Here is a 24,634-nt window from a genome sequence, read left to right as displayed (position 1 = left end):
ATGATTCGTGATCGTGGCCGTATAAAATGGGTATCGATGATGCTGCCCGAGCATGTCAAGGTTTTAAGGGAATGGGCAGAAGAGGACTCGTATGAAACGAAAAAAGAGCTGGATGAGCAGCAATTAGAAATCATGAACGAAATCATTACTGAGGCAATGGAATTTGACAAGCAGGTAACGATTATTCACTTTCGCGAGCGGAAATATGAATTGCTGGTCGGTCGTATCTGCAGCTGTGATAGTTTAAACAGTCGTCTTCATGTCATAGACCGTTTTGGCGAGGAGCACCGAATTGAGTGGCAAAATATCATGGAGGTGCAGCATGCCGGATGATAGGCTTGAAGGTTTATCACTATGGCTCACTTATAAAAGTATGCTACAATCGTCCATAGTGAAAGGGGACCGTAAAAATGGAAATAACGATTACAGCTCGAGCCGCGGTGAAAATAGCAGCGTTCAGAGCAGGAAAGCAAGGCTTGTTAAAGCTGAAATATGATGCCGAGGAATGCGGCTGTGTGATGTGCGGTGTAACTAATTTATGGCTTGTGAATGAATTGGAAGACGACGACTATGCGATTGAAACTCAGTATGACAGCATTTATGTTGAGAAATCAAAAGAGGTTTTTCTCGATGATGTCCTGACCATTGACTTTCAGGAAGCAACGAATTGCTTTCAATTGAAAAGTCCAAATCAATATTTGAATCCAAGAATGAGTCTATTCGACAAGACTAACTAAAGATACCTAATCGAGGGAGATATCCTCGATTAGGTATCTTTGTTAAGAAAACCAAATTCACGTAAAAACTCATCAATGGCAGCTTCATAATCTTCCTTATTCTCATTTAAGGATTGGGCATGTGCACCGTTTTCAGCAAGAAACAGCATTTTGGGTCCTTTTTTCTTCTCATATAGGGCTTCCGTCATGGAAGGGAGAATATAAGTATCCTTTTTACTGTGAATGAACAGAATAGGGTTCTTTATTTGCTGGATGACTGAAATAGGGGAAATGTCACGCAATGAATATCTTTCCCGCATCCGCAGGAAAACATCTGCAATCGGAAGCAGCGGCCTCGGTGTCAGCTTCATTTCCGTTTTCAGTAAATAGGAAAGCTGCTCTTTAAAATCGGAAAAGGAGCAGTCGGAAATATAAAAATCAGCCCCGTCCTCAACCATTCCCGCATAGAGGAGCATTGTGGCCGCACCCATGGATTCTCCGTGAATCCCCAGCAATAAATCAGGCCCCTTCTCTTTCTTTAGCCAATTCACAACCGCTTTTAGGTCGAACTTTTCGTAATAGCCGTAACTGGTAGTCTTTCCGCCAGATTCACCATGGCGACGGTGATCATAAATCACTGCGTTAAAGCCTCTTTCAAGGAAAAGCTTCATATACTTAATCGAGTTGATTTTATTCTCAGTTACACCGTGGGAAATAATGATATAGTGCTTAGCAGAATGTGGTTCGACAAGAATCATTTTTAATTCGTATCCGAAAGGGGAAGGGATGCTTACTTCTCTTTTGGGTAAGTACTGGAACTCATCAGGATCAAACCGTCCCGCATTTTTTTCGCGGTTTAAAATCAGTTGCTCATCTTTTTTCTTGATGTACATGATCCGATTGGTAAAATAAACCCCAAAAGACGTAAGGAAGAACAGGAACGAAAAAAGAATCCGAAGCAGTTTTCTCAGGTTTTTCATTTTCATGCCTCCGATTATTTTCATGTTAGGAGAAACTGGCTGCGTATAGAATTCTCTTTATTGTAACATCTAGAGATAGGTCTAACAAAAAAACCGCTTACTAGAAGCGGCTTACTGCTGGGCATTTTGTCTTTTAGTTGGATGAATGGCGTTTTCTAAATCTTCAGCTGCAATCGTCTGCTTCACTGTATCAGCCGTTGGTTTCCCTTTTTGGCTGTAGCCCTTTTCGCGTTTTTGACTCAAGCAAATTCAACTCCTTATTGAATAGAATACATTCATTAACATGGATTAAGGAGGTGCAAATTATTCAGCAGCCGTGTGCAGACGGAAAACCGCGCTGTCAATGGGACGTGAAAGGTGTGGGGAGATAAGGTGAATAGCGTCAATCAGCTTCTCTAAGTCCACGCCTGTATCAACTCCCATCCGTGAAAGCATGTAGACGACATCCTCTGTCGCAACATTCCCTGTTGCACCCTTAGCAAAGGGACAGCCGCCAAGACCGCCGGCAGAAGCATCAAACCGAACAACCCCCGCCTCGAGGGCTGCATAAATATTGGCTAATGCCATTTTTCGTGTATCGTGAAAATGAGCAGTAATCAATTGGTTTGGGAAATTTCGGATTAACTTGGAAAATAAAGAAAAACTTTCATGTGGGGCAGCCATTCCGATTGTGTCTGCTACGCTTAATTCATCCACACCAGCATCAATAAACACATTGCAAAGTCGGATTGTATCCGCCTCAGCTATTTTCCCCTTGTAGGGGCAGTAAAAAGCAGTTGAAATACAAGCGCGGATAAAATAGCCTTTCCCCTTTAATTCAATCACAGCAGGAATCAGCTCCTTCAAGAGCTCGGAGGTGGCTTTGTTACTGTTTTTTCGATTAAACTCATCACTTACACCGGCGAAGACGGCAACAGCTCGGCACGGTGTATGCATGACTCTCTCCATTCCTTTACGATTTGGAACAAGAACGATTGCTTTCGTTTTCAAGTCAAGACAAGCAGCAACGATATCCTCGGCATCACTCATTTGTGGAACCCATTTGGGAGAAACGAAGGAGGTCAATTCCAGTTCTTGAAGGCCAGCTTCCTTTAATTTGGCAATAAAATCTATTTTAACTGCCGTTGGAATAAAATTTTTCTCGTTTTGCAGTCCATCACGTGGACCTACTTCAATAATCGTCACTTTTTTTGGCAAGTGAAGTGTCATTTTTTCTCCTCCACATCATAATCTCAAATTAGAAGGCAAAAACATCAACAAATAGATTGAAAGCGGATCCTTTTTACTACCACTTTATGAAGGTAAGAAACGCATGATGCATAAGTAGGAGCATTACAAAGGTGTGTGGAGGTTGAGGAATGAAGAGAATTTGTTCGTCGTTTGAGGAAGCAATAGCAGAGATTAGCGATGGAGCAACACTGATGGTAGGAGGCTTTGGTCTATGTGGCATTCCAGAAAATCTCATTTTGGCATTGGTAGAAAAAAATGTCCGGAATTTAACCATCATCTCCAACAACTGTGGAATAGATGATTGGGGGTTAGGCCTTCTGTTAAAAAACCGTCAAATCAAAAAAATGATTGGATCCTATGTTGGTGAAAATAAAGAGTTTGAAAGACAGGTAATTGCCGGGGAGCTTCATGTAGAACTACTGCCACAAGGAACACTGGCGGAAAAAATCAGAGCTGGAGGTGCTGGAATACCAGCCTTCTTTACCCCCGCTGGTGTTGGGACCCAACTGGAAAAAGGAAAAGAAATCCGCACTTATCATGGGAAGGAATATTTGCTTGAAGAGGCCTTAATGGCGGATTTTAGTATTGTACGGGCGTGGAAAGGAGACCGGCTGGGGAACCTAGTCTATCATAAAACAGCACGTAATTTTAATCCGATGATGGCTGCGGCTGGCCGGGTTACGATAGCTGAAGTAGAGGCGCTTGTGGAAACGGGAGAGCTCGAGGCAGATCAAATCCATACACCTGGAATCTATGTTCAAACGATAGTAGAGGGCAGACAGCAAAAACGAATGGAGCGCTTGCGCCTCAGGTAGGAGGTGTGTGTACTAGTGCAATCATAATAGATGCTACGGTCATTTTAGATGCTTACTAGCATGAATGACATCCCATGGTCGTTTTTTCCCAGCATCATGGTATAATATGAACATCATCATAAAAAGGGGAATTTGCCATGAAGAAAAGACAAGAGAAAAAATCACAAACACAAGATAAACCGGTTACCCTTGGTGATCTCCTGAACGCTGAGCTCATTAATGAACTAAAGGACAGGAAAAAAGAGCTGCAAAATCAAGAGGAGCAACACCGGTTGGCACTGGAGGAACAAAAACGGGAAGAGCGTAGATTAAAGGAAAAAAATAAATCGTTCGAGGAGCTGTTAAATGAAAGCAGCGTTAACTGGAAAGATTTTAAATAGTAAAATAAATGTGAAACAAGAAAAGAGCAGCCCATAAACGGCCATTTCTTTTCTTGTTTTTTTACGTAAAAGGTTAACGGTGTGCAACATATTTATTCGCCTTCGTATGCCCCCTGAGAAAGTCAAGTTCAACGTCTGTAAGAGGCTGACTGCGTACGGCACGAATATTTTCTTTTAGCTGCTCTAGAGAGCTGGCACCAACAATAACAGAAGCGACAGCAGGATGAGCGAGATTGTATTGTAGCGCTATTTCATTGAATGGGCGATCAAAGGGTGCCTTTAATGCTGGAAGCAGCTCGGCAAGTTCAGAATAGGAATAATCCAAATAGCCATTTTCTTTTACAGATGGTGAAGCCTTTGCCAGCATTTTCTCACTTAACATTCCCTTTGCCAGTGAGCCGCGGCAAACGACGCTTATTTGCTGTTGTTGCAGAAGTGGTAGAGCTTCTTCTTCAGGTCTTCTATCTAAAAGGCTGTATTGCATCATGACAGAAACCATCTTAGACTTTGCCGCATATTCACGAATGACATTTGGACGAATGGATGAAATTCCGTAATAACGGATGATTCCTTCCTTTTTTAGCTCATCAAAAGCCTCAATCGTTTCATCGATTGGATCATCAATGGTCCCGCCATGAAGCTGGTACAAATCAATATAGTCGGTATTGAGCCTTCTCAGACTAGCTTTAACAGCTTCCTTTATGTATGCCTTGGATGGATCCCAGCTCCAGTTATCCTTTGCTTCATTCCAACGGTTGCCTGCCTTTGTCGCAATAATCACCTTGTCACGGACAGATTTGAGTGCGGAGCCGATGATTTGTTCATTTTCTCCAAAATCATATAAATCCGCACTATCAAAGTAGTTAATTCCTTCTTCAACAGCTGTTTTTAGAATCGATTCAGCTGTCTTTTTATCATGGCCTAATGACATGCAGCCTAGCCCAAGTGTTGTAACGAATAAATCGGATTGACCTAATTGTCTTTTTTGCAAAGTGAACACCTCCTTTTCCTTTATATCATATTTTTTCCCATCAAATAGAGTATGATAAAATATATGTGCTATTAAATTTGAAATAGAACAGGGGTTATTTTATGAGTCTCCTAGAAGAAAAAACATTATCAACAGAAAAAATCTTCTCTGGGAAGGTCATCCAACTTCAGGTAGATGAGGTACTGCTTCCGAATGGGAAGAAAGCAAAAAGAGAATTAATTAAACATCCCGGGGCAGTCGCGATTATTGCGATTACAGATGAGAATCGAATGGTGATGGTTGAACAATTCCGAAAAGCCTTGGAAAAGACGATCATTGAAATTCCAGCCGGAAAGCTGGAAAAAGGAGAAGAGCCTTCAGCTTGTGCGAAGCGAGAATTGGAAGAGGAAACCGGCTATGATTGTGAGAGCATAGAATTATTAAATTCATTCTATACTTCTCCCGGATTTGCCGATGAAATTGTTCATGTATATGTTGCAAAAGGCTTAAAGAAGAAGGAAAATGCTGCTGGGCTTGATGAAGATGAGTTTGTCAATCTAATCGAATTGACTCTTAATGAAGCACAGCAAGCCATTGAGGAAAAACAAATTTGCGATGCCAAAACGGTATTTGCTGTCCAATACCTGCTGCTGCAAGAGGTGTTGAAAAACTAGATGAACCATTATTATACAGATCTTCATATTCACATTGGTCGGACAAGAAGCGGCAGAGCGGTGAAAATTACAGGAGCGAAAAGCTTAACCTTCTCCAATATTATTGCGCATGCTAGAGATGAAAAAGGTCTCAATATGATTGGAATTATTGACTGTCATTCTCCAGAAGTCATTTTGGAAATGGAGGAGCATATGGATACCGGAGAACTAATAGAGTTATCCGGCGGAGGTCTTTCATATGGGGGCTTAACGATTATTCCGGGCTCTGAACTTGAAATTTATGATGAAAGCTGTCATGGTCCGATTCATGTTCTCTGCTTTTTTCCTAGTATGATGAGCTTAAAATATTTCTCCAATTGGCTTAAAAATCATTTAAAAAATATTCACCTTAGTTCACAGCGAATTTATGCAAGTGGAAAAGAGCTGCAAAAGAAAGTAAAGGAATTGGGCGGATTATTTATTCCGGCACATGTGTTCACGCCCTTTAAAAGCCTTTATGGAAAAGGAGTGGAGAGGTCCTTAGCGGAGGTGTTTGATCCGGAAGCAATTGATGCAATTGAGCTTGGGTTAAGCTCGGATACTTATATGGCAGATGGAATTAAAGAGCTTCATTCCTATACCTTTATCTCGAACTCTGATGCCCATTCACTGGGTAAAATAGCTCGTGAGTATCAAACGGTTGCGATGAATGCTCCGACGTTTCAGGAATTAGAAAAGGCATTAGCTAACAAGGGGGAAAGAGGGATTATAGCCAACTATGGATTAGACCCACTGCTTGGTAAATACCATCAAACAGCCTGTGAAAAATGCCAGCATCGCTTCGATCCGAATGAGGGGAAATGTCAAAACTGCGGTCATCATAAGTATGTAAAAGGGGTAGCGGATCGAATTGCCGAGCTTTCCACGCCGACCGAGAATCCACCCGTGCGTCCGCCGTATATTCATCAAATTCCGCTTGAGTTTATACCGGGACTTGGACCAAAAATGAAAGAAAAGCTTTTAGACCACTTTGGTACAGAGATGGCCATTTTACATGAAGTTTCCTATGAACATTTGGAGCAGGTTGTCCCGACTCTTATGGCTGAAAGAATTATGGCAGCGCGAACAGGAGCATTGCAGCTTGCCGCTGGCGGGGCTGGAAAGTATGGAAAGGTTATGTAATTGAATGTGTGGTCAATCTAGTAAATTTCACTAGAATCATCGTCATAGATTGAATCCTCCTGCATACAATGTAGTAATAGATTGGCAGGAGGAAGCAGATAATGAAGAAAAAAATGTACCATAACGTTATTGTCACACATTTACGCGAGCATTCCTCAATTTATCTCTTTGTGATTGTGCTATTTTTAATGGGAGTTATTTTTGGTGCTATCGTTGTCAATAGCTTAAGCTTTGGCCAAAAGGAAGATTTGTTTTATTATTTAACACAATTTTTTGGACAGGTTTCAAATGGGAAAATAGCCACATCACATGATTTATTTCTGCAAAGCTTTCTGCATAACAGTAAATATATCGGTTTGATAGGACTCTTAGGAATATCGATTATCGGTCTTCCTATCATATTGATTCTATTGTTTATAAAAGGGATGGTCGTCGGCTTTACGGTGGGTTTTCTCGTGAGTCAAATGGGCTGGAATGGCTTTCTGCTATCCTTCGTTTCTGTGCTTCCACAGAATTTTCTCATTATCCCTGTTTTTATTGTCACGGCAACGGTGGCCGTGACCATCTCGTTGAAAATGATAAAAAGACAATTTATGAAAAAAATAAGTGAACCAATTCTACCGATGCTGGGAAAATATCTCATTTTGTTCGTTGCAGCTGGCTTGCTGCTTGCTATTGCAGCAGGAATTGAAGCCTATTTATCGCCCTCATTAATGAAGGCGGTTATCGATTCAGTATCTTAAAAATAACAATTTATAGTGAGTGTTATATTATAATAATTTTCAATTGCAGATTGTAATGATTTTAGTTTGACTAAAGGTTCTCATCTGCTATAATGAGAATGAACGTGGCGAGGAGGGACCTTCGAAATGGAAACTAGAATAGAAAGAATTAAGAAGCAGTTACACTCATCTAGCTATAAATTAACACCACAGCGTGAAGCAACCGTTTGTGTTTTATTAGAGCACGAAGAAGACCACTTAAGTGCTGAAGATGTTTACCTCCTAGTAAAAGAAAAATCGCCTGAGATTGGTTTAGCAACGGTTTATCGTACGTTAGAGCTGTTAACTGAATTGAAAATTGTCGATAAAATTAACTTTGGCGATGGTGTATCTCGTTACGATCTTCGTACAGAGGGAGCAGCGCACTTTCATCATCATCTTGTCTGTATTGAATGCGGCTCTGTTGATGAAATTCAGCAGGATTTATTAGATGATGTCGAGCAATTAGTTGAACGTGATTGGAAATTTAAAATAAAAGACCACCGTCTTACGTTTCATGGAATTTGCTATCGTTGTCAGGAAAAAAAACAATCGAAACCTAAATAATAAGGAAGCCTTTTCTATTTTAAGTAATAGAAGAGGTTTTTATTTTTAGGGGCTCGATAACTGTTTGTTTAAAATCATCCAAAGTTACTCTAAATTACTTAAATTAAGCAAGTAAATATGTTACACTTCATCTACAAAGGTGAGGTGTTTTTATTATGTTCACAATTAGAGAAGCGGCGGAAATGTTAGGAGTGGCAACATCTACGTTAAGAAGGTGGGAAAACGAAGGAAAAATTAAGTCCGTTCGTACAACAGGCAACCACCGTCGGTATACTGTTGAAGAATTATCTAAAATAAAAAAAGTGAAGCCATTAAATGAAAAAATAACCGTAGGTTATTGTCGCGTTTCTTCTTCTGATCAAAGAGAAGATTTGAAACGTCAGGTAGAACTGGTGAGTATGTATTGTACGGCAAAGGGGTACGGTTTCGAAATAATAGAAGATCTGGGAAGTGGATTAAACTATAACAAAAAAGGTTTAACAAAATTAATTAAAATGATTCAATCGAATCAAGTGGAACGTGTGGTTATAAATTATCGAGATCGGTTGATTCGATTTGGTATGGAATTAATCGAACAAATTTGCGAGTTTCACGATGTGAAAATAGAAGTCATTAATCAAACAGAAGACAAAACATATGAACAAGAAATGGTAGAAGATATATTATCCATTTTAACCGTATTTAGTAGTCGGTTATATGGAAGTAGAAGCCATAAGTCAAAAAAATTAAAACAAATGGTGGAAGAAGTTATAAAAGAATAAAATTATTCAAACTTACTTATTCTTACTTGAAATATCACCTGAATAATCTTATAATTAGGTTATTTATCAAAGAAAGGAGGGAGAAAACTTGAGTATAACGTTCAATCGTAAGGTGGAAATTATTTTTCCAAAAGAAACCACTTATGCCTTAGACGGTCAAAGTAAAATATGTAATTGGCTGTATAATCAATTAATTCAAGCTGCCCAAAATGATTATGAGAATGGTTCCCCTTTAAAGTTGTTAGAAGGAAGAAATTTAAGAAATTACGCTACAACATTGAAAAAAATCCATCCATTCCTTCGGACCGTTCATTCTTCCCCGTTAAAAAACACGGCCTTGCGCTTAAAAGATGCCTATGACCGTTTTTTTAAAAAGCAAAATGGATATCCAAAGTTCCGTAGTTGGAAGGAGAAGTGGTTTTCTTTATACTTTGATGAGCCAAACAAAGGGTTTAAATTACTCGATTCTAAAACGATTAGGATTTCATTTGGGAAAGATACNTATAAATTATCGAGATCGGTTGATTCGATTTGGTATGGAATTAATCGAACAAATTTGCGAGTTTCACGATGTGAAAATAGAAGTCATTAATCAAACAGAAGACAAAACATATGAACAAGAAATGGTAGAAGATCTATTATCCATTTTAACGGTATTTAGTAGTCGGTTATATGGAAGTAGAAGCCATAAGTCAAAAAAATTAAAACAAATGGTGGAAGAAGTTATAAAAGAATAAAATTATTCAAACTTACTTATTCNTCGTTCTAAAAATATGAAAAGAAGTATGTTGAATCAAACACATATTGGTGAATTCCGTAAAATATTACAGTGGGTTGCTTCTAAACGTGGGAAACAATATAAAATGGTAAACGAAAGAAATACAACCAAAGAATGTTGTGTTTGTGGTCATAAAGAAAAGAAAGAACCGGAGGTTCGTTTGTTTATTTGTCTTTCTTGTGGACATACCATTGTTCGTGACTTAAATAGTGCCATTAATATGGCTAAAAAGATACAAATATTGTCTGGCTCGGACTGGGTGAAAAAGTGGAAGCTCGCTTGTATCACCTATGCGGTAAGGTATGATTTGTTCGCAAATCATGAGAAACCGATTGCATCCGTTAGAAATAGCGGTGCAAATAAATTGAATCCTATGGCTTGACCAAGGGAGCAAGGTTTACTGGAAAACTTGCCTCTAAGTAGTATTTAAGTAAGTTTAGGTAAATTTTGTAGAGCGGTAGATTTGGAAACATTACTTGAAATATGTATAAATCCTGTCCAAGATGGCATATGTATTAATAGGTATATATGCTATTGTTGGAGGAAGAGTATGAGAACATGGTTTAAAATGCTGTTGAGAACATTGAAGGTATTTGTGTTGTTTACAGGATGCACAATTCTTTTTTATTATGCTATTATGTGGTTAAATGAGGAATACGCAGACTATCATCGCTACGATGAGCCAAAGGGTTCTGCTATAAAGGTAACAACGGTAGAAGATAACTATAATTCGAATTGGTTTGATCGGATAATATTGTTTTATTTAAATGGGGAGTAATGTATAAATGGAAGACCAAATTAGGGATTTTACCCATTTTTTAATTGTTGAAAAAGGTCTGGCGCAAAATACGATTGTTTCATATGAACGGGATTTAAAGAGCTACATGCAATATCAAAAAGCGGTAGAGCAGCTTAACAGCTTTAATGATGTGCAAAGGATTCATATTGTCCATTTTCTGGGGCATTTGAAGGAGCAGGGGAAATCATCAAGAACATTGGCTCGACATGTTGCGTCAATAAGAGCCTTTCACCAATTTTTACTTCGGGAAAAGGTCAGTGACCATGATCCTTCTGTACATATTGAAACACCACAATTAGAGCGGTCACTTCCAAAGGTTTTGAGTCTCCAGGAGGTAGAAACACTACTCGATTCACCAGATGTCAGCAATCACTATGGCGTAAGAGATAAAGCGATGCTCGAATTATTGTATGCAACAGGGATCCGTGTCAGTGAATTAATTGGATTAAAGCTAGAAGATGTCCATTTAACGATGGGATTTGTGCGTTGCATTGGGAAAGGGAATAAGGAGAGAATTATTCCCATTGGCAAAAATGCTGTTATGGCACTTGAACGATATTTGGAAAATGGCAGACTCCATTTTATCTCAAAGAAACGGCAGGATGACGCATTATTTTTGAATCATCACGGTAAACAGCTAACAAGGCAGGGCTTTTGGAAGATATTAAAAAAAATTGTTCGTGAAGCAGGCATAGAGAAAGAATTGACACCACATACGTTAAGGCATTCATTTGCTACCCACCTATTGGAGAATGGTGCAGATATACGTGCTGTTCAGGAAATGCTCGGTCATGCTGATATATCGACAACGCAAATTTATACACATGTAACGAAAACAAGATTAAAGGATGTTTATAGTCAGTTTCATCCACGTGCTTAATAGACTGAGAGATTCTTGGAATGATTAGAAAGCTACCAGCAGAAATGGTAGCTTTTTCTTATCCTACAACGGTGTTAAGGTTACATCTGGAGAAATGGAATCCTAGTAGGTATACAAGCGAAAAATCTGACAGATATTAGAAAAGGTAAAATACCGTATACGGAGGTAAGAAAATGACGACGGCTTCATTTCATTATAAGCGAATTTTTTTAATTGTGATGGACTCAGTGGGAATTGGTGAGGCACCGGATGCAGTGCAATTTGGTGATAAAGGCTCCCATACATTAGGACATATTGCTGAAAAAATGAATGGCTTAAATATGCCTAATTTAGAAAAGCTCGGTCTCGGGTCTATTGAAGAAATAAAAGGGGTTAAAAAAGTAGAAGCTCCACTTGCCTGCTATACAAAAATGAAGGAAGCATCGCGCGGAAAAGATACAATGACTGGACACTGGGAAATAATGGGTCTCCATATTGAAACTCCTTTTCGCGTTTTTCCGGATGGCTTTCCCGCAGAATTGATTGCTGAATTAGAGGAGAAGACTGGAAGAAAAATAATTGGAAACAAACCTGCAAGTGGAACCGAGATACTTGTTGAGCTTGGTGAAGAGCATATGAAGACAGGCGCTTTAATTGTTTATACATCTGCAGACTCTGTGCTGCAAATTGCAGCCCATGAAGAAATTGTGCCATTAGAGGAGCTCTACCAAATCTGCAAAATAGCACGTGAACTGACTCTCGATGAAAAATATATGGTCGGACGTATCATTGCACGGCCGTTTGTTGGGAAACCTGGAGAGTTTAAAAGAACGGCAAACCGCCACGACTATGCCCTAAAGCCATTTGGCAGAACGGTGATGAATGAATTAAAGGATGCAGATCTTGACGTGATTGCAATTGGAAAGATCAATGATATCTACGATGGTGAAGGTGTGACCAAGCATTTCCGCACCGTTTCAAACATGGATGGTATGGATAAACTGCTAGACTCGTTTCAAATCGATTTTACCGGCTTAAGCTTCGTTAATCTTGTGGATTTTGATGCTCTTTATGGACATCGCCGTGATCCAATTGGCTATGGAAAAGCACTCGAGGAATTTGATCTCCGCCTCCCGGAAGTCTTTGGGCATATGCGTGAGGACGATCTACTTATCATTACAGCGGATCATGGCAATGACCCTACCCATCCTGGAACCGATCATACCCGTGAATATGTTCCGCTGCTTGTTTACAATAAAAACATGACCGCTGGAAAAGAACTGCCATTACGAAATACCTTTGCAGATATCGGGGCTAGCATAGCAGAAAACTTTGCTGTCCAAATGCCTTCATTTGGAAGCAGCTTTTTACAAGATTTAATAAAATAAGAGGCGAACAGAACACAAAGGACTTCTATTTCCTTTGTGTTTTTTTATGCCGCGAATGACAAAATTATTTTTCCACTATTTTACTCAGTTTGTATAAATTTGTCTTTTATGGAAAAAATGAAATCTATAGAAAGAATGGAGGGTTTTGTGATGAAACGACTTGTTTCTATTTTGCTCGCAATGATGATGTTCACAGCAATTGCCATTCCGTTTGCTTCTGCGGAAGAAAATGGTGTTCAATTAGCAGAAAATGTAAAGTCAGCTATCTTAATAGAACGTGATACAGGCAAGGTACTATATGAGAAAAATAGCAATGAGCAACTGCCGCCCGCAAGTATGACGAAGATAATGACGATGCTATTAATTATGGAGGCGTTAGATGAAGGGAAGCTTACCCTGAACGAGAAAGTTCGTGCGAGTGAATATGCCGCATCCATGGGTGGTTCGCAAATCTTTTTAGAACCTGGTGAAGAAATGACAGTGAAAGAAATGTTAGAGGGGATTGCGATTGGCTCAGGCAATGATGCATCTGTTGCGATGGCTGAACGTATTGCTGGTTCGGAAGATGGCTTCGTTGAAATGATGAATCAAAAGGCAAAAGAGCTTGGGTTAAAAAATACGAAGTTTAAAAACACGACAGGACTGCCGGTCGATGATCATTTTAGTACTGCCTATGATATGGCATTAATGGCGAAAGAATTGCTTAAGTATGAAGATATCACAAAATTCACCGGTACCTATGAAGCATATTTACGAGAAAATACAGATAAAAAATTCTGGCTTGTGAATACCAATAAGCTAGTTCGCTTTTATCCTGGTGTTGACGGGCTGAAAACAGGCTTTACAAGAGAAGCGATGTATTGTTTAACAGCTACCGCTGAGAAGGACGGAATGCGGGTTATTGCTGTTGTATTTGGTGCGCCTTCTTCAAAGGAGCGAAATGCCCAAGTAACCAAAATGCTAGATTATGCTTTTAATCAATATAAAACACATCCAATTTTCGAAAGAAATCATGTCATGGGCGCAGCCAAGGTTAGTAAGGGACAAAAAAAGAAGGTAGAGATGGTTACAAGTGAGTCAATTTCTTTATTAACGAAAAAAGGTGAAACGATTGAGGATGTGAAGCAAAAGGTAAGCTTGAAACAGGATTTAAAGGCGCCGATTAAAAAAGGTGACCAGATTGGAACGCTGACGATTAAGAAAAACGGCGATACCTTGGTCAAAAGTCCTTTGCTCGCTAAAGAAGATATAAATGAGGCAAGTTGGTGGGGGTTATTCAAGCGCTCTCTAGGGATTTTTACGAAAAGTGAGTAGAATTCAGATTTTGAAGCTGCCAAATGTAACGGCACCACTTTGTCGAAAAGATAAAGGATACTATTTTTATTAGCGAATATTCACTAGTTTTGTTTTGGTGAAGGAAATATACAAGGATATAGCGAATTGACTCACTAGAAAAGAGCACATGAATAAGGAGGATAACTAGTGAGTCTGAACATTGATTTGGAAATAAAGCAAGACGTCTTATGTATTCGATTATCCGGTGAGCTTGATCACCACTCTGCGGATGAACTTCGTAAACGAGCAGTGAACGCAATAGAAGAATATGCTATCCGCCACATTATTTTGAACTTAGAGGAATTATCCTTTATGGATAGTTCGGGCATTGGTGTCATACTGGGACGTTATAAACAAATCAAACAGCTGCATGGCGAGATGGTCGTATGCGCAATCTCCCCGTCTGTTCAAAGATTATTTGAGATGTCAGGCTTATTTAAAATTATTCGTCTTGAGCCTACGGAAGAAAATGCTTTGCAAAGATTGGGGGTTGCCTAAATATGAAAAATAGGATGCAGCTTCAATTTAGTGCGCTGAGCCAGAATGAATCATTTGCCCGCGTCACAGTCGCATCGTTTATTGCGCAATTGGATCCGACCATAGATGAATTAACAGAAATTAAAACAGTTGTGTCTGAAGCGGTTACAAATGCTATTATTCATGGCTATGAAAGTGATCCAAATGGAATCGTCTATATTTCTGTCTCCATTGAAGACGGATATGTGGAGTTAAGTATCAAAGATGAAGGCATCGGAATACCTGATGTAGAAGAGGCTCGTCAGCCCCTTTATACAACAAAGCCTGAATTAGAAAGGTCTGGAATGGGGTTTACGATTATGGAAAATTTTATGGACGACATCGAAGTGAAATCGCAGCCAGGTAAAGGTACCGAGATTCGACTAAGGAAGCATTTATCAACAAGCAAAATGCTGTGTAATTAAGGAGTCTTGCCTATGGATGTGGAGGTTAAATCAGATAAGAACCAACCTTATTTAAAAGACCATGAAGTCAAAGAATTGATTAAACAAAGTCAGGATGGAGATCAAAGTGCCAGAGATTTAATTGTACAAAAAAATATGCGGCTAGTTTGGTCTGTTGTTCAGCGCTTTTTAAATCGAGGCTATGAACCAGATGATCTCTTTCAAATTGGTTGTATTGGTTTATTAAAATCTGTAGATAAATTTGATCTTTCTTATGATGTAAAGTTTTCAACCTATGCCGTCCCGATGATTATCGGGGAAATTCAACGTTTTATTCGTGATGACGGGACTGTTAAGGTAAGTCGTTCATTGAAGGAAATGGGGAATAAAATTCGAAAGGCAAAGGATGAATTATCCAAATCACTTGGCCGAGTACCAACGGTAAATGAGATATCTGAATATCTGTCAATTCCAGCAGAGGATATTATCATGGCCCAGGAAGCAAGCCGGACACCATCATCGATTCATGAAACTGTTTATGAAAATGATGGGGATCCGATTACGCTACTTGACCAGATTGATGATGGTAATGAAGGAAAATGGTTTGACAAGATTGCACTTAAGGAAGCGATTCGAGAGCTGGAGGATCGTGAACGATTGATTGTTTATTTACGATACTACAAAGATCAGACACAATCAGAGGTTGCTGTAAGACTTGGAATTTCTCAGGTGCAAGTTTCTAGACTCGAAAAGAAAATATTACAGCAAATGAAAGACCGTATGGATCTGTAGATCTATACGGTCTTTTTCTATTCTGCTTAAAGGAGAGGATGTTTGCCACAAAGATATCCATTTATTGGAGTTCATGAGGAGGAACTTGTAAGAAATACTAATGAGTAAAGGAAATTGCTGTGTAGGATGTGAGTGAGTTGGAAAAAACGGTTTATATTCGGCTGCGTAACCGTGTATTGGTTCGACCTAATGAGAAGGTGTATTTGAAGGATATCACGCAAATCATTGCCGAAGATGTGCTGCAAAAGCAGTTAAATCAACTCCTTATTTACAGCATATCTGCTAAAGACCGAAATATTATCATTATTGATGTCATGCAGGTCATTGCCGAAATTGCCAAATTTAATTCATCTATAGAAGTTCAAGTATTAGGACCATCACAAACGATTGTGGAGGTGGTTTATAAGAAAAAGAAAGTATCGCCATTCCTATTTGTCTTAACCTGGTTTTTATTATTTTTTGGTTCCATGCTGACGATTATGAATTTTCATGAGGATGTTAGTATGCAGCATGTTCACCAAAAGCTTTATAAAATGATTACTGGACAAGACATTGAAAAGCCGTTGCTATTTCAAATTCCTTATTCAATCGGATTAGGTCTTGGGATGATTATTTTTTTTAATCATGTCTTTAAAAAGCGACTTAACGAGGAACCTAGCCCCCTTGAGGTTGAAATGTTTAACTACCAACAGGATCTCGATCAATATGTCATTATGCATGAAAATAAGGAGAGTATGAAGAAGCTCGATGATCATTAAACTGCTGTTTATTATTTTTCTCGGCTTTGCAGGGGGATTATCAGTTGGAGCGGGATATGTCGCGTTTTTAACAGTGCTTGGAATTATACCAAGACTTACACAATTAACCAAAACGATGAAATTAATTCAAATGTATGAATGGAGTGTTGTGATTGGCGCCGTTACAGGAGCCGTTGCTATTTTACAAAACCCTCATTTTCACATCTCTCCTTATACATTAATTATTTTTGGTCTTGCCGGTGGTATCTTTGTGGGAATGATGGCAGGAGCCTTAACAGAGGTACTTAATGTCTGGCCGATTTTGGCCAAAAGAATCGGTGTCGACGATAAAATCGCCATATTATTGATGGCGCTTGTGTTTGGAAAAATAGTGGGTTCATTATTTCATTGGATCTATTTTGTGGATCAATAGCATCGACACACTTTTAATCGAAAGGACATCAAAATATGGAGAGTGCAAAACGACGCGTCATATTAATTACAGATGGAGATAAATATGCTCGTAAGTCACTTGAAATTGTAGCAAAGGAAATTGGCGGCCGATGTCTTTCTATTTCGAATGGTAATCCATCCGTGTTAGATGGTTCAGTCATAGTCAAGCAAATTAAAAAAGCTGCCTATGATCCTGTACTTGTGATGTTTGATGACAGTGGTTTTATAGGTGAAGGGGCAGGGGAAAGGGCATTGAAATATGTTGCTGACCACGATGATATTGAAGTAATAGGAGTCATCGCAGTTGCTTCGAATCCAAGGCATGAAGAGTGGACAAAAGTGGATATATGCATTGATCGTGATGGTGAGATAACCGCTAATGGAGTTGACAAATATGGAATACAGGAGTTGGAAGTGGGGAGACTTTACGGTGATACAGTTTATTGCCTTGATGAATTAAAGGTGCCTATCATTGTTGGGATTGGTGATATTGGAAAAATGGCAGGTAAGGACCATTATGAAAAAGGTTCTCCAATTACTCGAAAGGCGGTAGAGCTTATTTTGGAAAGGAGTGGTTATGATGGGAACTCAGAAAAAGGAGAAAAAACCGATTCCTGAATCAGTGCTGGAAATTGAAGCATATATGAAGGAACGTGTAGGGCTAGGGACAAGCTTTGACCTTGGAGTTAGAAAGCTAAAGATATTACGAAAAGATGTTCATTTTTATTATGTAAATGGTTTGTGTGATACCAATTTTATTATTGAAATCACCGAGCAGTTGATAAAAATTAATGATGATGAGAAGCTTTCAGCAAATCTATTTACTATTGTTGAAAATCGTATTGTACATCAATCCGTATCCCCCATTAATACCATGGATGAATTAGTTGATCAGGTTCTTTCTGGGTTAATAGTGGTAGTCGTTGAGGGTGCAGGTAAAGGGCTAACCGTTGATGTTCGAGGATATCCTGGGCGTTCACCGCAAGAGCCTGATACGGAAAAGGTGGTCCGCGGATCGCGCGATGGTTTTGTTGAAAATATTATTGTGAATACAGCCCTTACAAGAAGAAGGATTCGGGATGAACGGTTACGTTTTGAAATTATGCGAATTGGGGAAAGAGGAAAAACAGATATTGCCCTAGGCTATATTGATGGTGTTGCAGATCCAACCCTCATTGAGGTGATTAAGAAGGAAATTCAAGCCATTAAGGTTGATGGATTAACGATGGCAGATAAAACAGTTGAAGAGTTTATATTAAAGCAGGGATATAACCCGTATCCGCTTGTCCGTTATACAGAGCGGGCAGATGTAGCCGCAACACATTTACTGGAAGGACATGTGATTATTTATGTAGATACATCACCAAGTGTCATTATTACACCTACCACAGTCTTCTATCATATGCAGCACGCTGAGGAATATCGTCAATCTCCTGGTGTCGGTACTTTTGTCCGCTGGGTAAGGTTTATTGGCATTGCTGCTTCACTTTTTTTATTACCATTATGGTTTCTATTAGTGTTAGAGCCGCATCATTTGCCAAAGCCATTAGATTTTATCGGTCCCAATGAGTCCGCGAATATTCCAATCGTTGTCCAAATCTTTTTGGCCGATATCGGAATTGAATTCCTGCGTATGGCAGCTATACATACACCAACACCATTATCCACTGCAATGGGTTTGGTTGCCGCCGTTTTAATTGGACAAATTGCCATTGATGTTGGCTTATTTGTCCCAGAAGTTATCTTATACATAGCCGTGGTAGCGATGGGGAATTTTGCAACGCCAAGCTATGAACTGAGTATTGCTAATAAGCTTGTCAGGCTGTTTCTACTTATATTAGTTGCCGTTTTCCATACTCCCGGTTTGGTTATCGGGGTCACGCTGTATATTATCCTACTGGCGAGAATTCGCTCCTTTAACACCCCCTATTTGTGGCCTGTATTGCCTTTTCATCCAAAGGCCTTTATGCAAATATTGGTTCGCCGATCAATACCTGGTTCACAAATCAGACCAAGAATTATCCATACACGAAACCGAATTAGACAGCCGCGCCAGTAAACAGAAGCAACAGCTTCTGTTTACTGCTGTTTAACTTTATTCAGCAGAAGTCCTCCACTTCTACAAGTGGGGGATGAATGCAAATGGATCTTCGATGCAGTGGGGGTTCAAACCCCGGCTGAATGAAGTTAAGCCTCCGGCGAGTCATGCGATTTTTTAAAGGTAGTTTATCGAGCGAGTTCGATAAAAATCCGGACGCAAATTCGACGGGCGAATTTGATATAAAGAATGACTAGGAAAAGGGGTAAGTTATTAGATTATTTAACATATTGCGATTTAAACTATGTTATGTTAAAGTATTTTCTAAAATAGAGGAATAAATAGGAACGCTAATCGATACAGCAAGTTATAGGAACGAGGGACGGTTATGTATTATTATGGAACCACCGCAGTAAACGATAAAGGACATTTAGAAATAGGCGGCGTTGATACAGTTGAATTAGTGAAGGAATTTGGAACACCAGTTTATGTGTATGATGTGGCCTTAATTAGACAAAGAGCGAGAAGCTTTAGGGAAGCATTTATTAGTAATGGAATCAACGCACAGGTATCATTTGCAAGTAAGGCTTTCTCAACGGTAGCGATGGTTCAATTAGCCGAAGCAGAAGGACTGTCATTAGATGTGGTATCCGGAGGAGAATTGTATACAGCAGTTGCTGCTGATTTTCCAATGGAGCGTGTGCATTTCCATGGCAATAATAAAAGCAGAGAAGAGCTGGAAATGGCCTTACACTATAAAATAGGCTATATTGTCGTGGATAATTTTTACGAATTAGATGTGCTTGAAGAATTATGCGCTGAAAAAAAGCAACAGATGGATGTTGTATTAAGAATTACCCCTGGGATTGAAGCGCATACTCATGATTATATATTAACAGGGCAGGAAGATTCGAAGTTTGGGTTCGGTCTTCATAATGGACAAACAGAGGAAGCTCTAAACAAAGTACTAAAATCTCCATGGCTGGTGGCAGCTGGAATCCACTGCCATATTGGGTCGCAAATTTTTGAAACAACTGGCTTTACACTTGCAGTGCAAAAAATCTTTGAAAAGCTAAACGATTGGAAAGCTCAATTTTCCTTTGAACCAGCAATCTTAAATCTTGGCGGTGGCTTCGGTATCCGCTATACAGACGAAGATGATCCAAAGCCTGCTGCTGACTATGTTATTGAAATTATTGCCGAAGTGAAAAAGCAGGCTCAAAAATATGAGCTGAAAGTGCCAGAAATAGGCATTGAGCCTGGTCGATCATTGGTAGGAGATGCCGGAATCACCTTATATAAAATAGGCTCAAAAAAAGAAGTTCCGAATGTGCGTAAATATTTGGCGGTAGACGGCGGTATGACCGATAATATTAGACCCGCACTCTATCAAGCGAAATATGAGGCAGTGCTGGCAAATAAGCCACTTGAAAAGCCGACAGATGTCGTGTCAATTGCAGGGAAGTGCTGTGAATCAGGTGATATGCTGATTTGGGATCTTCCATTACCGGAAACAGACAAACAAGATATACTAGCAGTATTTTGTACAGGTGCCTATGGTTACTCCATGGCCAATAATTACAACCGTATACCGAGACCACCAGTTGTTTTCGTAGAGAATGGAAAAGCGACATTAGTTGTAAAAAGAGAAACATACGAGGATTTAGTGAGACTCGATTTATCGTTAAATGAAAAAATAAAAGCTAAGCATCTGTAGGATGCTTAGCTTTTATTTTATTTAGAGAAAAGAGCCTTTATGGCATCAATAATATTGATAAAAAATTGTTTTATACTTTCTAGAAAGCCTTGGCCTTCTTCACTTTCAAGATATTTAGTAAGCTTCTCTTTGGCAACGGTTAATTGATCACCAACCTGATTCCAGTCAATATTTAATTCCTTTAACTTGTTAAAAAGATCAAGCAGGCTTTGAAATTGTGCATCTGTTAAGGTAATACCTAACTCCTTGGCAGCATTTTCAATGATGGTCCGTATATCTGCTTCTGTTTTTGGTGGATTTGCCGCCATCTTCTCTTTAATTTTTGTTATTAGGGCTGTTGCGTTTTCAGTCCCAATCTCATCACCTAATTCTGCTGATTTAACCATTTCTTCATTTGCAGCCTGTTTGACCTCTTCAGGAATGGCTTTGTCAGCAGACACTTCATATGCTTTAATAATACCGGTTAACGCAGCGGTACCGGATACCTCAAATGGGGCAGTAATATAGATTTTAGCATCCTTTACTCCTGCCGTAATGAGGGCATTAATATACATTTCATCCGTGACCCAATTAATATTATTGGATTCAACCTCTAGACCTGAATTTTTTTCAGCGATTGTGATCGCTGAGGAGGAGATGGCTCTTGTTCCAATAAGTGATTTTGAGACATAATTGCCTAAATACTGATGCTCTTCGGCATTTGATACGGTAATGATTTGTGCATCATCAGGTGCATTCATTTCGGAGAGCAGCATATTTTTCTGTTCCTCTGATAGATTTTCTCCAAGCGTGATAATCATATCGCCTACGGCAACATCAGCCCAACCGCGGAAAGGAAACATAAATAGAAATAAAAATAGTAGAATCGTAACCTTAAAGTTTTTCATTATATCTTCTCCTTGTTATAATCAGGGTTATCATTGAATAGACGAGAAATCGAGTATTATTGTTACATTTTCAAATAGGAATAAAATTGTCTATCATTAGGATAACCATTTTACATCGATGCAACACAATCATACGAAACTTTTCGTTGAAAAGGAAGCTGTCAGTACAAATCACTGTTAAAGGGGGGATTTTTTAGACAGAAATGGTTGCATAGACAGGTTCATTTTAATGGAAACGACATATTTATAGTACGATTAGTGATTGAAAGATGCAGTTAAATTATGTATGATATTATAGTAAAAATAATTAGGCTTTGAATCGTACTGGAGAAGTAGTTTAAAAATCTTTTGAAATGGTAAAACTAGATTTAATGTTTTATTAATGAGGGATTAATGATGCTAATTCGTTATAAAAAGACGTTTGAAAAAATTGCTATGGGCTTATTGTCTTTTATGCCAAATGAAAAAGACTTAAAAAAACTGCAGCAAACAATTAAGCAATATGAATCGGATGAGAATTGGCGCTTATTTTTATGGAAGGAAGAGGAAGATATTATCGGTCTCTTGGGTGGAATTTGGATTGATGATTCGACAATCATCATCCATCATATCTCGGTTAACCCATCGCATCGTAGGCAGGGGATTGGAAAGAATATGGTGAAGGCTTTAAAGGATTTGTATCCAGACAAGAACATAACGGCAAATGAAGAAACGAATGATTTTTTTAATAAATGTGATTAAATAGAAGGTAGTGGCTTTAGCTCACTGCCTTCTATTTGTTTTTTTCTGAATGGCTCTATTTCGCTCCTCCAATACAGCTGAGCGATCTCTCTTCTTATGACGGTGTATGATGTCGTGATTGGATAAATCACTGTCCATCATCCAGGTCATCTGCAATTCGTTGCTTCGTGCTTTGCATCGCTCTAATAATACCCTTGAATGGATAGGAAGGTTCATGCTTTGATAATTTTGACCTTTTATGATTCTATCTCTCTGTCTCGTTATTTGTTCAACGAGCAATGGCTGATTAAGTCCTAATTTTTCGATGAGGTCTTTATGTGCCGTAATGATCTCTAGTGACTTTTGCAGCGTTCGAAGCGCACCGTTATAATTCCCCCGTCTGTGATGATAGTTGGAAACTGCCAACTGGATTAATCCTACCCAAACAGAAGACTTGTTTCGGCTGTCCACCCTCTTCCAATAATCCTCTAGTATCTCATGGCATTCAAAATAGTCGCGATCCCCGTGAAAATGCACTAAATAATCGATATATTCGAATGGATATGTCATCTTCTTGTCTCCCTCCTGAGATAAAGTGTAACACAGGTTTAAACTATCAGTTTAGTGTTTTTTCTTGCGAATGTTTCATACGGATTGTTTAAATTACTATTGGATTCATACTATCTATCCTCTATACTAATTAATAGTTTAGCGCAAGCCCGGAAAGTCTCTTTGAAAGATTTGCTATGACAACCTATGATGAAACAACATTAATGAAAAGTATTGGTGGAATATATGCAATATAATGTAAAAATAGATGCATTTGAAGGACCGTTGGATTTACTTCTGCATCTAATTAATCACCTTGAAATTGATATATATGATATACCAGTTGCGGAAATTACCGAGCAATATTTAATTTATATTCATACGATGAAAGAATTACAGCTAGATGTAGCGAGTGAATTTTTAGTGATGGCAGCAACCTTATTAGAGATTAAAAGTAAAATGCTCCTACCGAACCACAGTCATTCTGGCTTAGATGATGAATTAGCCGTTGAAATGGAGGAGGATCCTCGTGAAGAATTGGTACAGCGTCTAATTGAATATCGTAAGTATAAGGAAGTAGCAGATGACTTAAAATCATTAGAGCAGGAGAGGGGCTTAATGTTTACGAAGCCTCCCAGTGATTTATCAGCATACAGTAAGGTACTTGAAACCGAAAATAAACCTGATATAAATGTATCCTTATATGACATGCTTGGCGCGCTGCAAAAGCTTTTACGACGAAAACGACTGCAAAAACCCTTGCTGACGAAAATAACCCGCCAGGAGATACCGATTGAACAAAGGATGAAAGAAATCATCAAGGAAATAAAAAACGCTAAAGGTAGAACAAGGTTTGATGATTTATTTTCGATTCGAAATAGAGAACATATCGTGGTGACTTTTTTAGCAATATTAGAGTTAATGAAGCAAAATGAAATTATTGTCGAGCAAGAGAACAACTTTGCTGATATTTTTGTTATGCAGCGAAAAGGAGCAGATTATCATGGAGTTAGTTAATTGGAAAGGAATCGTTGAAAGCTTGTTGTTTGCTGCAGGTGATGAAGGGCTTACCTTAAAACATCTATCTCAAGTTCTTGAAATAGATGAAACCTTAGCCGAGCAGGTGTTAGAGGAATTAATGGCCGAATACACTGAAAATATTAATCGAGGCATCACCCTTGTTCAGCTTGCTGGAACCTATCAACTAGCCACGAAAAAGGAGCATGCCATCTATTTGAAAAAATTGGTCGAGTCTCCCCATACTACGGCATTGTCACAGGCTGCGCTTGAAACCTTAGCGATTATTGCCTATAAACAGCCAATTACAAGAATGGAAATCGAAGATATTCGCGGTGTGAAAACAGAAAGACCCTTGCAAACGTTGATTGCTAAGGCCCTGATTAAAGAGATTGGGAGAGCAGAAGGAGCTGGAAGAGCTTATTTATACGGAACCACGAAGGAATTTCTTGATTATTTCGGCTTGAAAAGTATTGAAGAACTTCCACCTCTCCCTGAAAAGGTTGAAGAAAATGTCCAAGAGGAAGCGGACCTGTTCTTTGAGCGCTTTGATACGAAAATTTGATGCTTGATTTATCTAACCCTTTTGTAAGAAATATGATAAAATATAATCAATATTGATTATTTTCT

At 38.9% G+C, this 24,634-nt stretch carries 31 protein-coding genes; 25 read left to right on the top strand and 6 right to left on the bottom strand.

The features are described 5' to 3' along the window. Both BQ5321_RS17260 and BQ5321_RS17255 read left to right on the top strand, forming a co-directional pair. Complete coding sequence (locus BQ5321_RS17260; RefSeq protein WP_071395665.1) at positions 1 to 333, top strand: YolD-like family protein; 333 nt, start codon at positions 1 to 3, stop codon at positions 331 to 333. A gap of 77 nt (positions 334 to 410) precedes the next feature. Beyond that, positions 411 to 737: an iron-sulfur cluster biosynthesis family protein gene (locus BQ5321_RS17255; RefSeq protein WP_071395664.1), complete on the top strand. Its 327-nt coding sequence runs from the start codon at positions 411 to 413 to the stop codon at positions 735 to 737. Positions 738 to 766: 29 nt separating this feature from the next. Here BQ5321_RS17255 and BQ5321_RS17250 read toward each other — a convergent pair whose 3' ends face one another. The 3 genes from BQ5321_RS17250 to BQ5321_RS17245 form a co-directional block, all read right to left on the bottom strand. Further along, a complete protein-coding gene (locus BQ5321_RS17250) occupies positions 767 to 1,687 on the bottom strand; it encodes an alpha/beta hydrolase (RefSeq protein WP_071396962.1) in 921 nt (306 codons plus the stop codon). A gap of 120 nt (positions 1,688 to 1,807) precedes the next feature. After that, entirely contained in the window at positions 1,808 to 1,939 is a 132-nt protein-coding gene (locus BQ5321_RS24855) for a hypothetical protein (RefSeq protein WP_261798744.1), read from the bottom strand. Positions 1,940 to 1,999: 60 nt separating this feature from the next. Then, positions 2,000 to 2,905, bottom strand: coding sequence for a hydroxymethylglutaryl-CoA lyase (locus tag BQ5321_RS17245; RefSeq protein ID WP_071395663.1), 906 nt, complete (start codon positions 2,903 to 2,905; stop codon positions 2,000 to 2,002). 149 nt (positions 2,906 to 3,054) lie between these two features. Between BQ5321_RS17245 and BQ5321_RS17240 the strand changes: the two genes are divergently transcribed. Beyond that, positions 3,055 to 3,741 (top strand): CoA transferase subunit A, encoded by a 687-nt coding sequence (locus BQ5321_RS17240; RefSeq protein WP_071395662.1) that lies wholly within the window; start codon positions 3,055 to 3,057, stop codon positions 3,739 to 3,741. Between the two features lie 137 nt (positions 3,742 to 3,878). Then, complete coding sequence (locus BQ5321_RS17235; protein ID WP_071395661.1) at positions 3,879 to 4,121, top strand: YqkE family protein; 243 nt, start codon at positions 3,879 to 3,881, stop codon at positions 4,119 to 4,121. A gap of 73 nt (positions 4,122 to 4,194) precedes the next feature. Here the strand turns inward: BQ5321_RS17235 and BQ5321_RS17230 are convergent, their stop codons facing one another. After that, entirely contained in the window at positions 4,195 to 5,112 is a 918-nt protein-coding gene (locus BQ5321_RS17230) for an aldo/keto reductase (RefSeq protein ID WP_071395660.1), read from the bottom strand. A 101-nt stretch (positions 5,113 to 5,213) separates the two neighbouring features. On the opposite strand from BQ5321_RS17230, the gene BQ5321_RS17225 reads away from it, so the two are divergent. The 18 genes from BQ5321_RS17225 (at position 5,214) to lysA (ending at position 20,831) form a co-directional block, all read left to right on the top strand. Next, positions 5,214 to 5,765 carry an NUDIX hydrolase gene (locus BQ5321_RS17225; RefSeq protein ID WP_071395659.1) on the top strand — a complete coding sequence of 184 codons (552 nt, stop codon included), beginning with the start codon at positions 5,214 to 5,216 and terminating at the stop codon, positions 5,763 to 5,765. After that, positions 5,766 to 6,926 carry an endonuclease Q family protein gene (locus BQ5321_RS17220; RefSeq protein WP_071395658.1) on the top strand — a complete coding sequence of 387 codons (1,161 nt, stop codon included), beginning with the start codon at positions 5,766 to 5,768 and terminating at the stop codon, positions 6,924 to 6,926. A 101-nt stretch (positions 6,927 to 7,027) separates the two neighbouring features. Next, positions 7,028 to 7,669: a stage II sporulation protein M gene (gene spoIIM / locus BQ5321_RS17215; protein WP_071395657.1), complete on the top strand. Its 642-nt coding sequence runs from the start codon at positions 7,028 to 7,030 to the stop codon at positions 7,667 to 7,669. A 126-nt stretch (positions 7,670 to 7,795) separates the two neighbouring features. Beyond that, positions 7,796 to 8,254 (top strand): ferric iron uptake transcriptional regulator, encoded by a 459-nt coding sequence (gene fur, locus BQ5321_RS17210; protein ID WP_071395656.1) that lies wholly within the window; start codon positions 7,796 to 7,798, stop codon positions 8,252 to 8,254. A gap of 155 nt (positions 8,255 to 8,409) precedes the next feature. Next, a complete protein-coding gene (locus BQ5321_RS17205; RefSeq protein ID WP_071394989.1) occupies positions 8,410 to 9,015 on the top strand; it encodes an IS607 family transposase in 606 nt (201 codons plus the stop codon). 785 nt (positions 9,016 to 9,800) lie between these two features. Then, positions 9,801 to 10,175, top strand: coding sequence for a zinc ribbon domain-containing protein (locus tag BQ5321_RS17195; protein WP_071395654.1), 375 nt, complete (start codon positions 9,801 to 9,803; stop codon positions 10,173 to 10,175). Positions 10,176 to 10,343: 168 nt separating this feature from the next. Beyond that, complete coding sequence (locus BQ5321_RS17190; protein ID WP_071395653.1) at positions 10,344 to 10,571, top strand: YqzK family protein; 228 nt, start codon at positions 10,344 to 10,346, stop codon at positions 10,569 to 10,571. A gap of 7 nt (positions 10,572 to 10,578) precedes the next feature. Then, the gene (xerD, locus tag BQ5321_RS17185; RefSeq protein ID WP_071395652.1) at positions 10,579 to 11,472 is read left to right on the top strand and encodes a site-specific tyrosine recombinase XerD; all 894 of its coding nucleotides are present in this window, start codon (positions 10,579 to 10,581) and stop codon (positions 11,470 to 11,472) included. 173 nt (positions 11,473 to 11,645) lie between these two features. Beyond that, positions 11,646 to 12,839 carry a phosphopentomutase gene (deoB, locus tag BQ5321_RS17180; RefSeq protein WP_071395651.1) on the top strand — a complete coding sequence of 398 codons (1,194 nt, stop codon included), beginning with the start codon at positions 11,646 to 11,648 and terminating at the stop codon, positions 12,837 to 12,839. Between the two features lie 150 nt (positions 12,840 to 12,989). Further along, complete coding sequence (locus BQ5321_RS17175) at positions 12,990 to 14,153, top strand: D-alanyl-D-alanine carboxypeptidase family protein (protein WP_139187824.1); 1,164 nt, start codon at positions 12,990 to 12,992, stop codon at positions 14,151 to 14,153. Positions 14,154 to 14,321: 168 nt separating this feature from the next. Next, a complete protein-coding gene (gene spoIIAA, locus BQ5321_RS17170) occupies positions 14,322 to 14,672 on the top strand; it encodes an anti-sigma F factor antagonist (protein ID WP_071395650.1) in 351 nt (116 codons plus the stop codon). 2 nt (positions 14,673 to 14,674) lie between these two features. Further along, positions 14,675 to 15,115 (top strand): anti-sigma F factor, encoded by a 441-nt coding sequence (gene spoIIAB, locus BQ5321_RS17165; protein WP_071395649.1) that lies wholly within the window; start codon positions 14,675 to 14,677, stop codon positions 15,113 to 15,115. A 12-nt stretch (positions 15,116 to 15,127) separates the two neighbouring features. Beyond that, on the top strand, positions 15,128 to 15,886 hold the full coding sequence (gene sigF, locus BQ5321_RS17160) for an RNA polymerase sporulation sigma factor SigF (protein WP_071395648.1): 759 nt from the start codon (positions 15,128 to 15,130) through the stop codon (positions 15,884 to 15,886). Positions 15,887 to 16,023: 137 nt separating this feature from the next. After that, positions 16,024 to 16,644 carry a stage V sporulation protein AA gene (locus BQ5321_RS17155; RefSeq protein ID WP_071395647.1) on the top strand — a complete coding sequence of 207 codons (621 nt, stop codon included), beginning with the start codon at positions 16,024 to 16,026 and terminating at the stop codon, positions 16,642 to 16,644. Then, complete coding sequence (locus BQ5321_RS17150) at positions 16,634 to 17,056, top strand: stage V sporulation protein AB (protein WP_071395646.1); 423 nt, start codon at positions 16,634 to 16,636, stop codon at positions 17,054 to 17,056. Before BQ5321_RS17155 ends, BQ5321_RS17150 begins: the two co-directional genes overlap by 11 nt. A gap of 35 nt (positions 17,057 to 17,091) precedes the next feature. Next, positions 17,092 to 17,694, top strand: a complete 603-nt coding sequence (locus BQ5321_RS17145) for a stage V sporulation protein SpoVABEA (RefSeq protein WP_071395645.1) — start codon at positions 17,092 to 17,094, stop codon at positions 17,692 to 17,694. After that, the gene (locus BQ5321_RS17140; RefSeq protein WP_071395644.1) at positions 17,657 to 19,135 is read left to right on the top strand and encodes a spore germination protein; all 1,479 of its coding nucleotides are present in this window, start codon (positions 17,657 to 17,659) and stop codon (positions 19,133 to 19,135) included. The genes BQ5321_RS17145 and BQ5321_RS17140 overlap by 38 nt, the downstream gene beginning before the upstream one ends. A 367-nt stretch (positions 19,136 to 19,502) precedes the next feature. After that, positions 19,503 to 20,831, top strand: coding sequence for a diaminopimelate decarboxylase (gene lysA, locus BQ5321_RS17135; protein WP_071395643.1), 1,329 nt, complete (start codon positions 19,503 to 19,505; stop codon positions 20,829 to 20,831). A gap of 17 nt (positions 20,832 to 20,848) precedes the next feature. Here the strand turns inward: lysA and BQ5321_RS17130 are convergent, their stop codons facing one another. Then, positions 20,849 to 21,718, bottom strand: coding sequence for a DUF1002 domain-containing protein (locus tag BQ5321_RS17130; protein ID WP_071395642.1), 870 nt, complete (start codon positions 21,716 to 21,718; stop codon positions 20,849 to 20,851). Between the two features lie 396 nt (positions 21,719 to 22,114). On the opposite strand from BQ5321_RS17130, the gene BQ5321_RS17125 reads away from it, so the two are divergent. After that, complete coding sequence (locus tag BQ5321_RS17125; protein WP_071395641.1) at positions 22,115 to 22,459, top strand: GNAT family N-acetyltransferase; 345 nt, start codon at positions 22,115 to 22,117, stop codon at positions 22,457 to 22,459. A 21-nt stretch (positions 22,460 to 22,480) separates the two neighbouring features. Here the strand turns inward: BQ5321_RS17125 and BQ5321_RS17120 are convergent, their stop codons facing one another. Then, positions 22,481 to 23,008, bottom strand: a complete 528-nt coding sequence (locus BQ5321_RS17120; RefSeq protein WP_071395640.1) for a DUF309 domain-containing protein — start codon at positions 23,006 to 23,008, stop codon at positions 22,481 to 22,483. Between the two features lie 225 nt (positions 23,009 to 23,233). Here BQ5321_RS17120 and BQ5321_RS17115 point away from each other — a divergent pair, with 225 nt between their 5' ends. Then, a complete protein-coding gene (locus BQ5321_RS17115; RefSeq protein ID WP_187143756.1) occupies positions 23,234 to 24,004 on the top strand; it encodes a segregation/condensation protein A in 771 nt (256 codons plus the stop codon). After that, positions 23,991 to 24,569, top strand: a complete 579-nt coding sequence (gene scpB / locus BQ5321_RS17110; protein WP_071395638.1) for an SMC-Scp complex subunit ScpB — start codon at positions 23,991 to 23,993, stop codon at positions 24,567 to 24,569. The genes BQ5321_RS17115 and scpB overlap by 14 nt, the downstream gene beginning before the upstream one ends. Positions 24,570 to 24,634 lie beyond the last annotated feature (65 nt).

This window comes from Bacillus tuaregi, from assembly GCF_900104575.1.
Classification (GTDB): domain Bacteria; phylum Bacillota; class Bacilli; order Bacillales; family Cytobacillaceae; genus Bacillus_BD; species Bacillus_BD tuaregi.
The sequence above is the reverse complement of the archived record's forward strand: the minus strand, read 5'-3'. Positions and strand labels throughout refer to the sequence as shown.

Coding starts and splice junctions, on each gene's coding strand:
- BQ5321_RS17260 (WP_071395665.1), top strand. CDS start 1: ATGATTCGTGATCGTGGCCGTATAAAATGGGTATCGATGATGCTGCCC.
- BQ5321_RS17255 (WP_071395664.1), top strand. CDS start 411: ATGGAAATAACGATTACAGCTCGAGCCGCGGTGAAAATAGCAGCGTTC.
- BQ5321_RS17245 (WP_071395663.1), bottom strand. CDS start 2,905: ATGACACTTCACTTGCCAAAAAAAGTGACGATTATTGAAGTAGGTCCA.
- BQ5321_RS17240 (WP_071395662.1), top strand. CDS start 3,055: ATGAAGAGAATTTGTTCGTCGTTTGAGGAAGCAATAGCAGAGATTAGC.
- BQ5321_RS17235 (WP_071395661.1), top strand. CDS start 3,879: ATGAAGAAAAGACAAGAGAAAAAATCACAAACACAAGATAAACCGGTT.
- BQ5321_RS17225 (WP_071395659.1), top strand. CDS start 5,214: ATGAGTCTCCTAGAAGAAAAAACATTATCAACAGAAAAAATCTTCTCT.
- BQ5321_RS17220 (WP_071395658.1), top strand. CDS start 5,766: ATGAACCATTATTATACAGATCTTCATATTCACATTGGTCGGACAAGA.
- spoIIM (WP_071395657.1), top strand. CDS start 7,028: ATGAAGAAAAAAATGTACCATAACGTTATTGTCACACATTTACGCGAG.
- fur (WP_071395656.1), top strand. CDS start 7,796: ATGGAAACTAGAATAGAAAGAATTAAGAAGCAGTTACACTCATCTAGC.
- BQ5321_RS17205 (WP_071394989.1), top strand. CDS start 8,410: ATGTTCACAATTAGAGAAGCGGCGGAAATGTTAGGAGTGGCAACATCT.
- BQ5321_RS17195 (WP_071395654.1), top strand. CDS start 9,801: ATGTTGAATCAAACACATATTGGTGAATTCCGTAAAATATTACAGTGG.
- BQ5321_RS17190 (WP_071395653.1), top strand. CDS start 10,344: ATGAGAACATGGTTTAAAATGCTGTTGAGAACATTGAAGGTATTTGTG.
- xerD (WP_071395652.1), top strand. CDS start 10,579: ATGGAAGACCAAATTAGGGATTTTACCCATTTTTTAATTGTTGAAAAA.
- deoB (WP_071395651.1), top strand. CDS start 11,646: ATGACGACGGCTTCATTTCATTATAAGCGAATTTTTTTAATTGTGATG.
- BQ5321_RS17175 (WP_139187824.1), top strand. CDS start 12,990: ATGAAACGACTTGTTTCTATTTTGCTCGCAATGATGATGTTCACAGCA.
- spoIIAB (WP_071395649.1), top strand. CDS start 14,675: ATGAAAAATAGGATGCAGCTTCAATTTAGTGCGCTGAGCCAGAATGAA.
- sigF (WP_071395648.1), top strand. CDS start 15,128: ATGGATGTGGAGGTTAAATCAGATAAGAACCAACCTTATTTAAAAGAC.
- BQ5321_RS17150 (WP_071395646.1), top strand. CDS start 16,634: ATGATCATTAAACTGCTGTTTATTATTTTTCTCGGCTTTGCAGGGGGA.
- BQ5321_RS17145 (WP_071395645.1), top strand. CDS start 17,092: ATGGAGAGTGCAAAACGACGCGTCATATTAATTACAGATGGAGATAAA.
- BQ5321_RS17140 (WP_071395644.1), top strand. CDS start 17,657: ATGGGAACTCAGAAAAAGGAGAAAAAACCGATTCCTGAATCAGTGCTG.
- lysA (WP_071395643.1), top strand. CDS start 19,503: ATGTATTATTATGGAACCACCGCAGTAAACGATAAAGGACATTTAGAA.
- BQ5321_RS17130 (WP_071395642.1), bottom strand. CDS start 21,718: ATGAAAAACTTTAAGGTTACGATTCTACTATTTTTATTTCTATTTATG.
- BQ5321_RS17125 (WP_071395641.1), top strand. CDS start 22,115: ATGCTAATTCGTTATAAAAAGACGTTTGAAAAAATTGCTATGGGCTTA.
- BQ5321_RS17120 (WP_071395640.1), bottom strand. CDS start 23,008: ATGACATATCCATTCGAATATATCGATTATTTAGTGCATTTTCACGGG.
- BQ5321_RS17115 (WP_187143756.1), top strand. CDS start 23,234: ATGCAATATAATGTAAAAATAGATGCATTTGAAGGACCGTTGGATTTA.
- scpB (WP_071395638.1), top strand. CDS start 23,991: ATGGAGTTAGTTAATTGGAAAGGAATCGTTGAAAGCTTGTTGTTTGCT.